Source organism: Nitrospirota bacterium (assembly GCA_040754395.1).
Lineage (GTDB): Bacteria > Nitrospirota > Thermodesulfovibrionia > Thermodesulfovibrionales > SM23-35 > JBFMCL01.
In genome coordinates, this window is the sequence record JBFMCL010000011.1 from 1 (window position 1) to 12,963 (window position 12,963).

A 12,963-nucleotide genomic window follows, 5' to 3' on the forward strand; every position below is an offset into this window, starting at 1 on the left:
CGCACAATCCAGACTCTTCTCGGCCATAGCGACGTAAGGACAACTATGATTTATACTCACTGCATTCCGAGCAGGACGTTAAAAGAGGCAAAAAGTCCGCTGGATTTCTAAAATAGATATCTCAATGTTTCTCCGTAATTTTCTTTGCGTCGGGCACCTTGTTCGTAGAGGTTTGTACTGCAATTATTCCCTAAAGAAATTATTACAGCTTACACAAAATTTTCCGGTGTTGACTTTAGGGAGACATAAAGACGAGTATTTTTCTTGCTCTAAATCTCTCTTTCTCTATGAAAAACACGTTCAGAATAACTATTTTAAAATTAACCTTGTCTTTTTCCACCACAATATTGATAATAAAGACATGAAAGTGGTGGAAAAAGACAAAGTCATCAGTGGAATGCTTCAGGACGAATTAAAGCGTTGTCAGGAGATGCTTGATGGCCTTAAGAAAGCTGTGTCAGACCTTCCTAAGGGGGTTATAAATGAGAGGAAGAAGCGCTATAAGGACAAGGTATATTCTTACTATTACCTCAAGTACCGTGAAGGCGAGAAAGTCTTCAACAAACATATTGTTAAGAAGGAATTACAGGATATATTGCAAAAACTTGAACTGAGGAAAAAATACGAAAAGGAAATGCAGTCATATAAGAGAAAAATCGTTTATCTGAATAAGATCATACATGTCAGGTGAATAGAAAACGTGAAATTTTTTTATGAACAGTGATCAGCTCTTGATTCTGTTCGATGGACTTCTATAAGGAACAATTTCCCGCTGTAATGATCCATATCGGTGTTGACAGTTAGATAATTCAGCAGTCTTTGCATGAGTTGTGGAATTATCTCCGGGTGATTTCTTATCTGTAATGCAAAAATCCCTTTATAGTGAGAAGGGGGAAGATCGGGAGTCTTAAAGTACCAGAGAATGGAGGGATAAGCCTATATCAATATCTTATTATTTCTACAGACAACGATCCCTTCTTTTTTAATAATCCCGCCGACAAAATCTAATTTATTCTTTGAAGAGTATTCCTCTACAGGATAACCTACAGGCTGGATATCGGCTTTTATGCCCCACAAATATTTCTGCAGCATCACCTGTGCAGTATAGTGCGATTTATTTTTAAATTTATGAGAAAAAACTGCGATATCAATATCACTATTAGGCCGGGCTTGCCCTTTTGCCTGTGAACCGTACAATATCGCCAAATCAACAGGAATATCTCTCTGAACTTTAATAAGATAGTCTCTCAGGACTTTCTTTACTTCTTTTTTGATTTGAGCCATTTATAGGCACTCCTTGTTTTTTCCAATAAAACATGCGCTTTCTTTTTGCTTATCGCTTTTCCTAATTTTTCTTTCATCTCAGGATACCGGGCCTCTATGTTGAGAGGATTTAATTTAACAAGAAAATCCTGATGTTCTTCAGTAAGAACAAGATTCAAATCTGCACAGAGAGTGAAAAGATTATGTGTATATGGAGGAATTCTGTTATGCTGTTTTACATATAAGCCTTTTAATGCCTTTTCAATTACCTGATGACACATAAAGCCGACGTACAGGTATCGTCCGCCATCAAGCATTACTTGAGCGGTTTTCAGATCATAATCCGCCATATTGAACCAGTAATTGATAGCTTTTTCTTTATTCATAGCTGTGTAACTGGTCCGCGAACCGCAAACTCATACCGCTACAGCTTCAAATTCTGATAAATCACGGGCAAAATCGAGACATGCAGAAATTTGCTCCCTGTTAAGATCCGGGAATTCCTGAATAATTTTTTCGAAGGTATTGCCAGCAGCAAAATATCCGAGAATCAAACTGACTGGTATCCTTGTGCCCTTAATCCGTGGCTTACCTCGAAGCACATCAGGAGTGCTTTCTATATATTCTCTCCAATTCATATGCTATGCCTCCTATAACTGTCTTTAGGAAATTATACCAAATATGACAGCTTTTCATAAAAATGCGACCATAAATACTGTAGTAAAATTGTCGTAGTCTTCTGCGTTTTATGCAGAATCGACAGCATCAGCCGGAATATATAGAAATGCCTTTTCTGCTTCATAATCAAGACGTTACGCTGAAACTGTTGCCAGGAGCCACTTTGTGAAAATTACTCTTTTAAAATCCTAAGTCCAGCGCGTCTGCCAGTTCCGCCACTCTCGCATGTTTGAGTTTAAAGGATATTTCGGCATTTCTGCAATTATTTTCCCCGAGTTGGTGAAAAGTCGGGTTCGCAGAAATATTCTGTGCTCAAGACCGGCTTGTTCACTCTTAATATCAAACCCTCAGGATTTACAAATTTGACCATGACATCTCTGTAGCTTCGAGAATACGCTCATTTGACGTCTGATACAACCTCAGACTTAATCCATTTCGGATAGTTCCTTCGAAAATCTTGAGATCTGTTGGGTCAAAAACTGCGGCTGTCCATATTAATTACAACAGTAAATACAATTGGATACGATCAGTCCTTAATAGCTCAGATAACGTTTATTGCATATGATGAGAACTCACCTGAAGTCATGACTTCAGTGGAAAGCGGTTCATCGCTATCGCATGTCATTCAATCGTGACAAAGCACTTTCCAGCGCCGACCAGTGGCAGTATCATCTCAACAGTGAATATTACAAGGTGTTTTGGCCCTTTCTGCTGATCCTCCTCAGACGTAAGGCTCCGTCTGGTCATCTGCGCGATTATGTCAGGATCATTGTCTTCCCGAATCTTCCTGAGAAAAAGCCTTATTCCCTGATAGCCTGTGTTTTCTTCAATAAACATAAACGCGGCATGCGGATTGGTTTGAAGGTTATGATACGTCAGCCGCTCTCTCATGATAAACGCTATGGTACTGTTTTCCAATACGCGTGGCTTGGAATATATTGCCGTTGTTAATTTGCCATCGCTGCCGGCAGTTGAAAGTATGCTTATGCCTTGTTTCGTCTCAAGATATTCTTTTAGCGTCATAATCTTTTTCCTTTTCCTCGAATAGTGTCATAGAAGTACCTTGCGGAAAGCATTTCTCTGAAAAGCAGCATATTATAATCCTAAGGCCTGCCTGATTTCGTTTTCTTTAAACCCCACGATAACCTTATCGCCGATGATAATGGTGGGAAATGAGCATTCAGGATTTAACTTCTTCACATCCTCAAGAATGGCTGTCCTTTCTTCGCCTGTAAGCAAATCGACGTCTGTGAATTCATATTTTACGGCGCACTCATTCAGCAGCTTCTTGGTTGCCTTGCAGTGGCTGCAGGTACTTAGCGTATAAATTTTCACAGGCTTGTGCATAGTATCCTCCCCTTATTAATTTGGATATAGGAATATATTACCTTTATGCTCGTGGAATTGCTCCATGAAAAGAGCATTCGTGTCATCCCCCTGGTACGCAATATAGTGTACAGTATATATATTTTGAGATACGCCTGTCTCTGTATGCCTGCATGGATGCCCTTCTGTTCCTGGTATTCAGCCAGAACTTCTTTCGTAATCTTCATGATTCCATTTATACACAGCGAAAAGATGCATTCTCATTATCATATTACCAAGCCAACGGGTTATTTTATCTATCATATTATCAATGCGCTGCGTTTTGCTGATACGGTGCCCTGAACCGTTTGTGATCTTGCTTCCTTCGTCATTTTCAAAAGTCTCTGCACTGTCAGATAGCCATATCACCCGGAAGAGGATATAATGAAAGAAAACGCCGTGAATCCGATCACACCAAAGCAAAGGAGGAGAGTATGCAGGAAATCGTTGCAAAAGGCATTTCTCATGGAGTGTATATCGTCACCACAAGGACAAAGGAAAAAATCAACGGGATGACCGCTGCGTGGGTAGCGCAGGTCTCGATGCAGCCCATTCTGCTCATGGTATCTGTCGCTCCTGCCAGGTATACTCACGGGCTCATCAAGGAATCGGGATACTTCGCGCTTAATGTCCTGGAAGAAGGACAGGAAAACATTGCGCAGATTTTTGGTTTCAGGTCAGGCAGGAAATTCGACAAATTCAAGGATATACCGTTTTTTGATGCACCCCACGGCTCGCCCGTGCTCAGCGATGCCATGGCATATTTCGAATGCAAATTGACAGACACCTTTACGGCAGGCGATCACTCTCTCTTTGTCGGAAGTATTGCAGATGCGAAGTTGATAAAAAGTGATCGAACCCCCCTGATTTTCCGCTGGGAGGATTATTTTTAACCCAGATTTTTCATGAAGTGTGGAATAGCAGAACAGATGCAGTTTCAGCGCGGATTTACAGAGTGTTCTTCGCTTTATGGCATCGAACACTCTGTACCTCGCTGGTCTGCAAAGCAGACCGAGAATGAGCGCAGATACCGCAGACACGTGCGGGGTCCATAGAACACGATAAGGAATAGCATGCATACACTCCTTGCTTCCATGCAGTCATAACAAAAAGATGCGTTTGTCATGGCAGTGCTTTTTGCCCTTGGCTGCCGAATAGCACAAAAAACCCTTCTGAGACAGCCTTTCCTCTTTAATATGCAACCATAAATATAAAGTATTACATTCTATTATTAGCATATCTTATTGTTATTAAAACTTAAACCATGTTTTTCGACTGCACCAGCAATGCTTTGTCAGGGCAATACCCCCTCAGATCATTTTTTCTGCGACAAGGCATCAGCAAGCATATCCGCGCTGTAGTAATGACCGTGTCCGGGGAAAATGGTCATCTGCCTGGCGGAACGTTTCAGACCCTGATCGAGATTCGTGATGAGTTCCCTGAGGGAATTCGTTTCATTTCTGAATACCTGGCTGTCGCTGTTCGGGTTCGTCAGAAGGTACCGGTACACACTCAGCACCGCCTTGTCTTCAGAGGAGAGGCTCTGCACATTGATCAGGAAATCAGAGGTAAATATGAGGCCATGTTCCCTGTTCAGAAAAAACACGTGTCCGGGAATATGTCCCCCGTGGCTTTCGAGCACATCAAACCTGAGGGAGCCTATCCTGAAGGTATCGATGATCCTGAACGCGCCTTCGTTCCCTAAATCAGAAATGCTGAAAAAAGTTATCTTCCGCGGGAACCGGCTCTCGGTAAACTTGTTGATCAGCCTTGTATAATACTTGTTCAGATTCGCCATCCTCCCGGTCGTTCCAAAGGCCCTGTTGCTATGCACGATTACATCCCTGCTGCCGGGATGCATGAATACTTCGGAAGAATATTCTTCGGCAAAAAAACCTGATGTTCCTGCATGGTCTGCATCAGGATGGGTGAGATAGATCCTCCTCACCCTTGAAGGGTCAAGCGACTTTGCCTCCATCAGCTTTTTTATATCCTGATAATATATGCCATACCCCGCATCGATCATCACAACCTCTTCTCCGCTTTCAAACAGGTAGATGTTTTCTGATGTCGGCAGTCTGAAACTGTGAAGAGTAACATCCGGGCCGAACTTTAAAAGCGGCATTTCCGCGACGGTAAAACGTGCACCCACCCGCGTTCTTGATTTCGATGCAAGCGTGAGTATCTTTTCGAAGACATCACCTGCTTCAAGATAGTTGCCTGCCTCTTCATAAAAATGGACAAGATCGGCAAACAGGTCCTGTGAAGAATCGACAATCGACTTTATTTCATCGAACTCTTTGTCCGGCAGCAGCCTGCGGATCTTCAGAAAGAATTTCTCAACAAGCTTCAGACCTATCATGTGCTCTGCTTCCCTGGCGTCAGCCCCTCTGTAGAGAACCCGGTAGTAATATCCGGATTTGTTGACGACATCGAGCAGACGGTCGATCTCTTTCAGGTCTTTGGTTGCAAGCGCAATATCCGAGGCTTCGGGATCGATATCTTCATCGTAGAGCATGTAAATCACATTGGCTCCGTGAGACTTCAGCAGGTTTGCAAAGGCAGCAAGTGTTCCGGGCTCGTTTTTCAGCCTCACCTTGATCTCAAGGACACTGTCAAGGCTGGTAATCTGAATGTCATCCCTAGAAGAAGGGCTCTCCTCAGGCATATATTGATTCTCCTGCAGGGATTGAAGCAGCGTGTCAATCGCTTCCTTCGTAGACATCTGCACTTCAGCCACCACCCTGTTGCTGTGAAGTGAACGGTCGTAGTGAAAAAAACTTATATTGCCGCCGCAGCCTGCGATCAGGGACGCAAAGTCTGCGAGTGAACCAGGACGGTCCTGAAGAAAAACTCTGAATTTTGCGATGAATTCCGCATATGCATGAACATGAGCGCCCGCTATCCGCCTGTATATTTTTACCGGCAGGACCGTATCATCCGGGATCGGAAGATCTTTTCTTTCGTTCACCATACAGGAAATCCAGGCACCTCTGCTTCTGAATTTATTACGCTATGCATCGGGGCATTATAACGACAACTCGACGAGGGACAAGGGGTTTACGTTTATCCCCTGCACTTTCACTCCGAAATGCAGATGTGGTCCTGTCGACCTTCCGGACGAGCCGACCAGCCCGATGATATCTCCCCCGGCAACCACATCTCCCGGCTTCACGCGCATTTGTGACAGATGCATGTAAATAGTATAGATGCCAAGCCCGTGATCTACAATAACCGTATTCCCCCCGAAGAACAGTTCCTCTGCCAGCACTATGCTCCCGTTGTTCGATGCCATTACCTCTTCTCCTTCCTGTCCCCTGATATCTGTTCCTTTGTGGACGCTTGTCCAACTGCTGTTCATGATGCGCCTTGTACCGAATTCAGTTGATACGTCATTTTCGAGTGGCAGGATAAATTCACCTTCCCATTGCTTCTCGGAATTTACCGCAAATACTCTTTGCAACCGCTCCTTTTCAGCATGAACGGTTTCAAGGTCATCCGGGCTGAGAAAGACCTTTTCGTCAGGCAGTTCAAGCCTGATTTCAGGAAAAGAGGCGCTCTTGACACGCAGCTTCAGATTTTTTCTGTTTTTTCCTGCCTTCACCTGAATCCTGTAAACCCCGGGGTCTGTCCCGATATCAACCGCACCTATTGCGAGAAAGCATTTTTTCCCGCACCCTGTGAAAAACAATTCTCTCCCTTCGAATACTGCAGAAGGCGGAGAAGAGGTCTTTGCACCTGTCACGCGGATAAAAAATGCGTCTCCCTGCAGTATATTTTTATGAGACAGCCTGACTTTGAAAGATGCTGCAGACGCACTGCTGAGGAAAGCAAAAAAAATCAGAAGCAGAAGCGAAAATACCGCAAAGGTTTTACTCTCGCATTTTTGTTTCATGTCATTATCCTGATGCAGAAAGGATAGTCTATCCTCAAATAGAGATGCATGTTCGCAAAGAATAACATACTATTTCCGGCTTGCGCCTCACAGTGGTGCCCCCGGTCTGAAGAGCAGGGAAAAAATCACTCTGTCTACTTCCGGAATTGTTTGCTGGAGAAATACCGCCCTGAGATCTATGTTAAGAGAAATTCCAAAAGCGCCTTTTGTGAATGCAGCCTGTTTTCTGCCTGGTCAAATACCGCGCTCTGGGGACCGTCGATCACCTCATCGGTTATCTCCTCTCCCCTGTGTGCCGGCAGACAATGAAGCACTATGGCATCCTTTTTTGCATGTGAAAGGAGCTGCCTGTTCAGTTGAAACCCTCTGAAAGCCCGCTTCTTCTTCTCTGCATCCTTTTCCTGCCCCATGCTGACCCACACATCCGTATAGACCACATCAGCCTGAGAGACGGCTTTTTCCGGATTGTCCGTGATTGAGATGCGGTTTTTTGCAGAGGCACGCGCATTTCCGAGAATCCCCGGTTCCGGTTCATATCCTCTGGGGCATGCCAGCGCAAGTGTCATCTCCATCATACCGGCAGCCTCAATCAGTGAGTGCGCCACATTATTCCCGTCGCCGACATATGCAAGGCGGACCTCCTTAATACGCCCCTTTCTCTCAAGGATAGTCATTAAATCCCCCAGAGCCTGACACGGGTGGTGCAGGTCACTCAGCCCGTTGATTACCGGTATCGAGGCATGAGAGGCGAATTCAGCAAGCGTATCATGACTGTATGTCCTGATAACAACCGCATCAAGATATCGCGAAAGGACCTTTGCGGTATCATGAATGGTCTCGCCTCTTCCGATCTGAATCTCCTTTGGATTCATATAGATAGCCTGGGCACCGAGCTGATAAATACCTGCCTCGAATGAAACTCTCGTCCTTGTTGATGCCTTTTCAAAAAGAAGCGCGACACTTCTGCCGATAAGAGGACACGCATTCGCATCCTTGCCTGCTTTTAGTTCCGAAGCCCTTTTCAGGAGTTTTTTTATCTCCTGTGCCGAGAGATCGTGTAATGTCAGAAAATCCCGTTTCATATGCATGCAGTGTAAACCGGCTCTCTATGGCAGCCGCGAAAAAACCCCGTACAGAATATCGGCAAGCTGATCAATCTCCTTCTGCTGTATGATGAGAGGGGGAACAAAACGCAGAACGTTTCCGGCAGTACAGTTAATGAGCACCCCTTTCTCAAGGCATGCCCTCACGATGCCGTCTCCCTCCCTTGTTAGTTCCATGCCCAGCAATAATCCCCTGCCCCTGACCTCCTTAATGATGTCCGGGAACTTGCTCTTCAGATGTTCGAGTCTTTCGATAAAATACGCGCTCATCCTGTTACACTGATCGAGCACAAATCCGTCTTCCAGTAACGTCTCGATCGTTGCAATAGCGGCAGCACAGACGAGAGGGTTTCCCCCGAACGTAGAGGCATGGTTTCCGGGCTGGAATGCAGATGCAACCCTGTCTGTCGCAAGCATCGCCCCTATCGGCACGCCGCCTCCAAGCCCTTTTGCGACCGTCATGATATCAGGCGAAATCCCGTAATGCTCATATGCAAAGAGCTTTCCTGTCCTTCCCATACCGGTCTGGACTTCGTCAAGGATGAGAAGCATTTTCATCTCATCGCACATCGCCCTTACTTCTTTGAGGTAATTCTGATCCGGCAGCCTGACACCTCCTTCTCCCTGAATCGGTTCAAGGAGAACGGCGCATGTGCGCTCTGTTACCGCGTTTTTGAGTGCGCTGATATCGTTGAACGGGACACGCGTAAAACCCGGCAGGAGGGGTTCGAACCCTTTATGGAATTTCTCCTGTCCTGTTGCCGTTAAGGCTCCGAATGTCCTTCCATGAAAAGAGTTCTCTGCGGTGATGATCTCGAAAAGCTCGGGGTTGATGGTGTCTTTCGCGTATTTCCGTGCCAGTTTTATTGCCGCTTCCACCGCTTCAGCCCCGGAATTGCAGAAAAAAACCTTGTCTGCAAAAGAATGTTTGACAAGAAGTTTGGCAAGCTTTATTTGGGGCTCTATGTGAAAATAATTCGATACATGGATCAGCCTTTGCGCCTGTTTCTGGATGGCAACGACAATCTTGGGATGACAGTGCCCGAGCACATTGACTGCAACACCACTTACAAAATCGAGGTATTCCTTGCCGTCCGCATTCCAGACCTTTACACCCCGCCCCTTCCTGAAGACAACGGGGTATCTGCTGTAGGTATTCATGATGTAACGGCTTGACTCTTCGAAATATTTCTTTATATCCATAAGTGTTGATAATAACGGAAAATCAGACCAAAAATCAAACATACCACTGGGTCCCCAAAAAGTCCTGCAGCCCGTGTGTCCTCGTCAAAAAAGCCGGGGTAATAATTGCACCTCTTGCTCCCCGGGAGCTTTTCGGACAGGGTTTACTTTACATTCGTGAATATATTAGAATTATAGACTTTTTAAGGAGGTGATGTTTTGGTCAAGATAAGACTCACAAGAATGGGAGCGCACAAAAGTCCTTTCTACAGGGTAGTGGTTGCCGATTCCAGGTCAAGAAGGGACGGCCCCTTTATAGAGATTCTCGGGACATATGATCCCCTGAAAAATCCTGCGGATGTGAAACTCGATCTGGAAAAGGCAAAACTATGGTTGCAGCGAGGAGCACAACCTACTGATATCGTCAAGAAGCTAATGCAAAGGGCTGGGATATAATCAGTTCATAACTCGCATGGAGGTAGAATGATGAAAGACTTAATCGAAAAGATGGCGAAAGCTCTGGTGGACAGACCTGAAGAGGTTAATGTAACAGAGGTTGATGGGGAGAAAACCACTGTTTTTGAACTCAGGGTTGCGCCAAGCGATCTCGGGAAGGTTATCGGAAAACAGGGAAAAACCGCTCGTGCCATGAGAACGATACTCAGTGCTTCAGGGACAAAAATAGGAAAACGCTGCGTGCTTGAAATCCTGGAATAATAGATATATGTGTGTGCATGACAGGCATGCATATTGAGCTTTTCTGATCTGCATTCCTGATACTTGCAGCTACAGAATAAAACAGGGGTAAGAGGAAAAGAAGGAACCTTTTACCCCTTATTGTTTTAATGGAACCAGTAGAAACAGTTTTTCACGGAATTCATCAATGAAATGCGACATAGTCACCATCTTTCCCGGCATCTTTGATGCATACCTGCACGAAGGAATGCTGAAAAGGGCTCTGCAGAAGAGTCTCGTTGAGATAGCAGTTCACAATCTCCGGGACTTTACCCGGGACAGGCACAGGACCGTTGATGACTATCCCTATGGAGGCGGCTCAGGCATGGTCATGAAACCCGAGCCTTTCTTCGCGGCTGTTGAGACAGTCTGCCCTGAACCGCACAACAGACGGGTAATCCTGCTCTCTCCCGCGGGCAGGAAGTTTGACCATGCGATGGCGCAGGAGTTTGCACAGGAAGAACGCCGTCTCGTATTTCTGTGCGGAAGATACGAAGCGATCGATGACAGGGTGAGAACCGCTCTTGCCAATGATGAAGTCTCGATCGGAGATTATGTGCTGACTGGCGGAGAACTGCCTGCTTTGGTTATAATAGACGCTGTTGCCAGATTGCTGCCCGGTGTTCTCGGTGATGAGCATTCTGCCGAAGAGGAATCTTTCTCGTGGGGGATACTTGATTATCCGCATTTCACAAGACCCCCCGTCTTCAGAGGATTGCCGGTTCCCGAGGTGCTGCTCTCCGGCAATCACGGGGAGATACTGAAATGGAGGCGCAAGGAAGCACTGCGGCGGACAATGCAGAGAAGACCGGAACTGATCGGTAAATCCGTGCTCAGCGACGAAGACCATACACTGATGAATGAAATAAAGGAGGAATTGCCATGAGTTTTATCCGTGCTGTTGAGGAAGGCTTCAGGAAGGACACAACCGACTTCAATGTCGGAGACACCATAAGGATTTCAGTGAAAGTTGTCGAGGGGGACAAGGAAAGGATACAGCCGTTCGACGGAGTGGTAATCGCTCGTCGCGGAGGATCCACAAGAGAGACGTTTACCGTACGCAAAATCTCCTTTGGTGTAGGAGTGGAAAGGATTTTTCCTCTCCTGTCACCCAATATCGACAAGATACAGGTGCTGAAAAGGGGAAGCGTAAGAAGGGCAAAGCTCTATTATCTGAGAGGCAAGAAGGGCAAGGCTGCCAAAATCAAAGAAAAAGAGAGAGTATTTGCCACTAAGCCGGCTGAAAGCAAAACGGCTGCTGCGGCAGAAGAATAAGACAGGCCGATTCATCTCATTTACCCCCTCATGATATTTGAGGGGGTAAACAGACTCTCCCTGCATGCTCCGAAGTAATCGCCCTATCCCCGTCCCGGATCTTTTTCCCTGATATTGTTTGATTTTCCCATGGCAAGCTTCAGAACATGATTGCCGCCGTCATTTCTCACCAAAGACCAGATATCCTGAATTCGGGGACGGCTTTCCGCATTCTCTGTCATCACTGGTTCCTGCTGCGCAGGGCGTCCCAGCAGAACTTTTGCAAGAATACTGTTTCTGGCCTCTCTCTGCATCTGTGCCGCACCTGTCCTCGCACTGCTCTTTAAATATTGGTACGCATCTTGGTAGTGGCTCTGCTCGCTTTCCTGCAGCAATTTCTCCATATTGTCCGCTTTTGACAATGCAGTAACCTTTTCCATAAATGCAGAATATCTTTCGGCAGTTTTTTCCGGGAGGTCTGCGCTCTTCCGATTCAGTGCAACAAATGCCCACAGGCTGTAAAAATTTCCGAACCCTTTCGCATGGTTCGTAATCGCTGCATTGTGTGCCTCCATCCGCAGAATATAGTCTTTTGTAAACGCCAGATCTTTCCTGAAATCTTCCTCCTGAAAATCCGGCAATGTCTCGTGCGGCGAATCATACTCTGCATATATGTCATCGAGTCTGTCCTGATCATAGCCAAGGACGCGATTTTTCAGAAAGACGATCAGAATCTCTGATATGCACTGCACGTCTTTCATTCTTCTCATTCTTGACTTGGTAACCACCCCTAAACGCTCCCATTCATCCTTTTCTGCCTCTGCCTCGGCAGTTCTGATAAACCAGCCGTCGTATTTGGCATGCCGCAATTCCTGCCTTTCGAGTTTCCGCGAAGTCCTGTTGAGACGCTCGAATACTTCATTGATAACGATACTGTCATCCGTGCCAATGAATTCAACCGGCACTACATAGTTATAAAAATGCTCCTTCAGATCCGGCTCATTCTCTATGCCGCTCCATTTCTTGCCATTCAACCGTGTGTCTCCGTAATCCCTGTCAATCGCGATATGATCATGCGCAAAGAGAAAAATGGTTTCGAGCCGCTGCTTTCCGTCAATTACATGATATTGCATCTTCACGGATTCCCTATCCAGCTCTTTATGGATAAACACCGCGGGAGAGGGATAATTCCTGAATATTGTATCAAGAAAATATTTTCTGTCTTTCAGTGTCCAGACGCTTCTTCGCTGATACGAAGGATCCAGATCCAGCTGACCGCCATCATAGAGATTAAGAAACCACCTGATACTCTGCTTCATCTTGCCCCCCTTAATGAATTATTTTTTTTAGAAAGAATTGCACTATATTAAATATCCGTTCAGGTATAGTCAATGTTTCCCAGGACACCTGCGATACAGGATTCCGCGTTATTGATCGCGGGATGACGCTGCACATGCACAGGGAATGGCAGATTTTCAGATTTTGGTT

At 45.6% G+C, this 12,963-nt stretch carries 17 protein-coding genes; 7 read left to right on the top strand and 10 right to left on the bottom strand.

All coding sequences use genetic code 11. The features are described 5' to 3' along the window. Together AB1552_07050 and AB1552_07055 are read left to right on the top strand one after the other, a co-directional pair. The coding region (locus AB1552_07050; GenBank protein MEW6053528.1) for an integron integrase at positions 1-111 on the top strand (111 nt) is incomplete at its 5' end. Positions 112-361: 250 nt separating this feature from the next. After that, entirely contained in the window at positions 362-691 is a 330-nt protein-coding gene (locus tag AB1552_07055; protein MEW6053529.1) for a hypothetical protein, read from the top strand. 245 nt (positions 692-936) lie between these two features. Here the strand turns inward: AB1552_07055 and AB1552_07060 are convergent, their stop codons facing one another. From AB1552_07060 to AB1552_07080, 5 genes are all read right to left on the bottom strand, one after another. Continuing rightward, a complete protein-coding gene (locus tag AB1552_07060) occupies positions 937-1,284 on the bottom strand; it encodes a nucleotidyltransferase domain-containing protein (GenBank protein ID MEW6053530.1) in 348 nt (115 codons plus the stop codon). Then, positions 1,260-1,649, bottom strand: coding sequence for a HEPN domain-containing protein (locus AB1552_07065; GenBank protein ID MEW6053531.1), 390 nt, complete (start codon positions 1,647-1,649; stop codon positions 1,260-1,262). Before AB1552_07065 ends, AB1552_07060 begins: the two co-directional genes overlap by 25 nt. 30 nt (positions 1,650-1,679) lie before the next feature. Then, the gene (locus AB1552_07070; GenBank protein MEW6053532.1) at positions 1,680-1,901 is read right to left on the bottom strand and encodes a DUF433 domain-containing protein; all 222 of its coding nucleotides are present in this window, start codon (positions 1,899-1,901) and stop codon (positions 1,680-1,682) included. A gap of 661 nt (positions 1,902-2,562) precedes the next feature. Then, the gene (locus tag AB1552_07075) at positions 2,563-2,964 is read right to left on the bottom strand and encodes a pyridoxamine 5'-phosphate oxidase family protein (protein ID MEW6053533.1); all 402 of its coding nucleotides are present in this window, start codon (positions 2,962-2,964) and stop codon (positions 2,563-2,565) included. A 72-nt stretch (positions 2,965-3,036) separates the two neighbouring features. Further along, positions 3,037-3,288, bottom strand: a complete 252-nt coding sequence (locus tag AB1552_07080; protein ID MEW6053534.1) for a glutaredoxin family protein — start codon at positions 3,286-3,288, stop codon at positions 3,037-3,039. Between the two features lie 452 nt (positions 3,289-3,740). On the opposite strand from AB1552_07080, the gene AB1552_07085 reads away from it, so the two are divergent. Then, positions 3,741-4,199: a flavin reductase family protein gene (locus tag AB1552_07085; protein MEW6053535.1), complete on the top strand. Its 459-nt coding sequence runs from the start codon at positions 3,741-3,743 to the stop codon at positions 4,197-4,199. Positions 4,200-4,621: 422 nt separating this feature from the next. On the opposite strand, the gene AB1552_07090 is transcribed toward AB1552_07085, so the two are convergent. The 4 genes from AB1552_07090 to AB1552_07105 all read right to left on the bottom strand — a co-directional run bounded on the left by AB1552_07090 (position 4,622) and on the right by AB1552_07105 (position 9,507). Next, positions 4,622-6,280 carry an MBL fold metallo-hydrolase gene (locus AB1552_07090; protein ID MEW6053536.1) on the bottom strand — a complete coding sequence of 553 codons (1,659 nt, stop codon included), beginning with the start codon at positions 6,278-6,280 and terminating at the stop codon, positions 4,622-4,624. Positions 6,281-6,334: 54 nt separating this feature from the next. Next, positions 6,335-7,201, bottom strand: a complete 867-nt coding sequence (locus AB1552_07095; GenBank protein ID MEW6053537.1) for a M23 family metallopeptidase — start codon at positions 7,199-7,201, stop codon at positions 6,335-6,337. 176 nt (positions 7,202-7,377) lie between these two features. Beyond that, complete coding sequence (argF, locus tag AB1552_07100; GenBank protein MEW6053538.1) at positions 7,378-8,283, bottom strand: ornithine carbamoyltransferase; 906 nt, start codon at positions 8,281-8,283, stop codon at positions 7,378-7,380. A 24-nt stretch (positions 8,284-8,307) separates the two neighbouring features. Further along, positions 8,308-9,507, bottom strand: coding sequence for an acetylornithine transaminase (locus tag AB1552_07105; protein MEW6053539.1), 1,200 nt, complete (start codon positions 9,505-9,507; stop codon positions 8,308-8,310). A gap of 198 nt (positions 9,508-9,705) precedes the next feature. On the opposite strand from AB1552_07105, the gene rpsP reads away from it, so the two are divergent. The 4 genes from rpsP (at position 9,706) to rplS (ending at position 11,496) form a co-directional block, all read left to right on the top strand. Beyond that, positions 9,706-9,942 carry a 30S ribosomal protein S16 gene (gene rpsP / locus AB1552_07110; protein ID MEW6053540.1) on the top strand — a complete coding sequence of 79 codons (237 nt, stop codon included), beginning with the start codon at positions 9,706-9,708 and terminating at the stop codon, positions 9,940-9,942. Between the two features lie 27 nt (positions 9,943-9,969). Then, the gene (locus AB1552_07115; protein ID MEW6053541.1) at positions 9,970-10,203 is read left to right on the top strand and encodes a KH domain-containing protein; all 234 of its coding nucleotides are present in this window, start codon (positions 9,970-9,972) and stop codon (positions 10,201-10,203) included. Between the two features lie 166 nt (positions 10,204-10,369). Further along, positions 10,370-11,107 (top strand): tRNA (guanosine(37)-N1)-methyltransferase TrmD, encoded by a 738-nt coding sequence (gene trmD / locus AB1552_07120; protein ID MEW6053542.1) that lies wholly within the window; start codon positions 10,370-10,372, stop codon positions 11,105-11,107. Beyond that, positions 11,104-11,496: a 50S ribosomal protein L19 gene (gene rplS, locus AB1552_07125; GenBank protein MEW6053543.1), complete on the top strand. Its 393-nt coding sequence runs from the start codon at positions 11,104-11,106 to the stop codon at positions 11,494-11,496. Before trmD ends, rplS begins: the two co-directional genes overlap by 4 nt. A gap of 83 nt (positions 11,497-11,579) precedes the next feature. Here the strand turns inward: rplS and AB1552_07130 are convergent, their stop codons facing one another. After that, complete coding sequence (locus tag AB1552_07130) at positions 11,580-12,794, bottom strand: DUF262 domain-containing protein (protein MEW6053544.1); 1,215 nt, start codon at positions 12,792-12,794, stop codon at positions 11,580-11,582. Between the last annotated feature and the right edge of the window lie 169 nt (positions 12,795-12,963).

Coding starts and splice junctions, on each gene's coding strand:
- AB1552_07095 (MEW6053537.1), bottom strand. CDS start 7,201: ATGAAACAAAAATGCGAGAGTAAAACCTTTGCGGTATTTTCGCTTCTG.
- AB1552_07090 (MEW6053536.1), bottom strand. CDS start 6,280: ATGGTGAACGAAAGAAAAGATCTTCCGATCCCGGATGATACGGTCCTG.
- AB1552_07060 (MEW6053530.1), bottom strand. CDS start 1,284: ATGGCTCAAATCAAAAAAGAAGTAAAGAAAGTCCTGAGAGACTATCTT.
- AB1552_07105 (MEW6053539.1), bottom strand. CDS start 9,507: ATGGATATAAAGAAATATTTCGAAGAGTCAAGCCGTTACATCATGAAT.
- AB1552_07070 (MEW6053532.1), bottom strand. CDS start 1,901: ATGAATTGGAGAGAATATATAGAAAGCACTCCTGATGTGCTTCGAGGT.
- AB1552_07065 (MEW6053531.1), bottom strand. CDS start 1,649: ATGAATAAAGAAAAAGCTATCAATTACTGGTTCAATATGGCGGATTAT.
- trmD (MEW6053542.1), top strand. CDS start 10,370: ATGAAATGCGACATAGTCACCATCTTTCCCGGCATCTTTGATGCATAC.
- rplS (MEW6053543.1), top strand. CDS start 11,104: ATGAGTTTTATCCGTGCTGTTGAGGAAGGCTTCAGGAAGGACACAACC.
- AB1552_07080 (MEW6053534.1), bottom strand. CDS start 3,288: ATGCACAAGCCTGTGAAAATTTATACGCTAAGTACCTGCAGCCACTGC.
- argF (MEW6053538.1), bottom strand. CDS start 8,283: ATGAAACGGGATTTTCTGACATTACACGATCTCTCGGCACAGGAGATA.
- AB1552_07085 (MEW6053535.1), top strand. CDS start 3,741: ATGCAGGAAATCGTTGCAAAAGGCATTTCTCATGGAGTGTATATCGTC.
- AB1552_07075 (MEW6053533.1), bottom strand. CDS start 2,964: ATGACGCTAAAAGAATATCTTGAGACGAAACAAGGCATAAGCATACTT.
- AB1552_07130 (MEW6053544.1), bottom strand. CDS start 12,794: ATGAAGCAGAGTATCAGGTGGTTTCTTAATCTCTATGATGGCGGTCAG.
- AB1552_07115 (MEW6053541.1), top strand. CDS start 9,970: ATGATGAAAGACTTAATCGAAAAGATGGCGAAAGCTCTGGTGGACAGA.
- AB1552_07055 (MEW6053529.1), top strand. CDS start 362: ATGAAAGTGGTGGAAAAAGACAAAGTCATCAGTGGAATGCTTCAGGAC.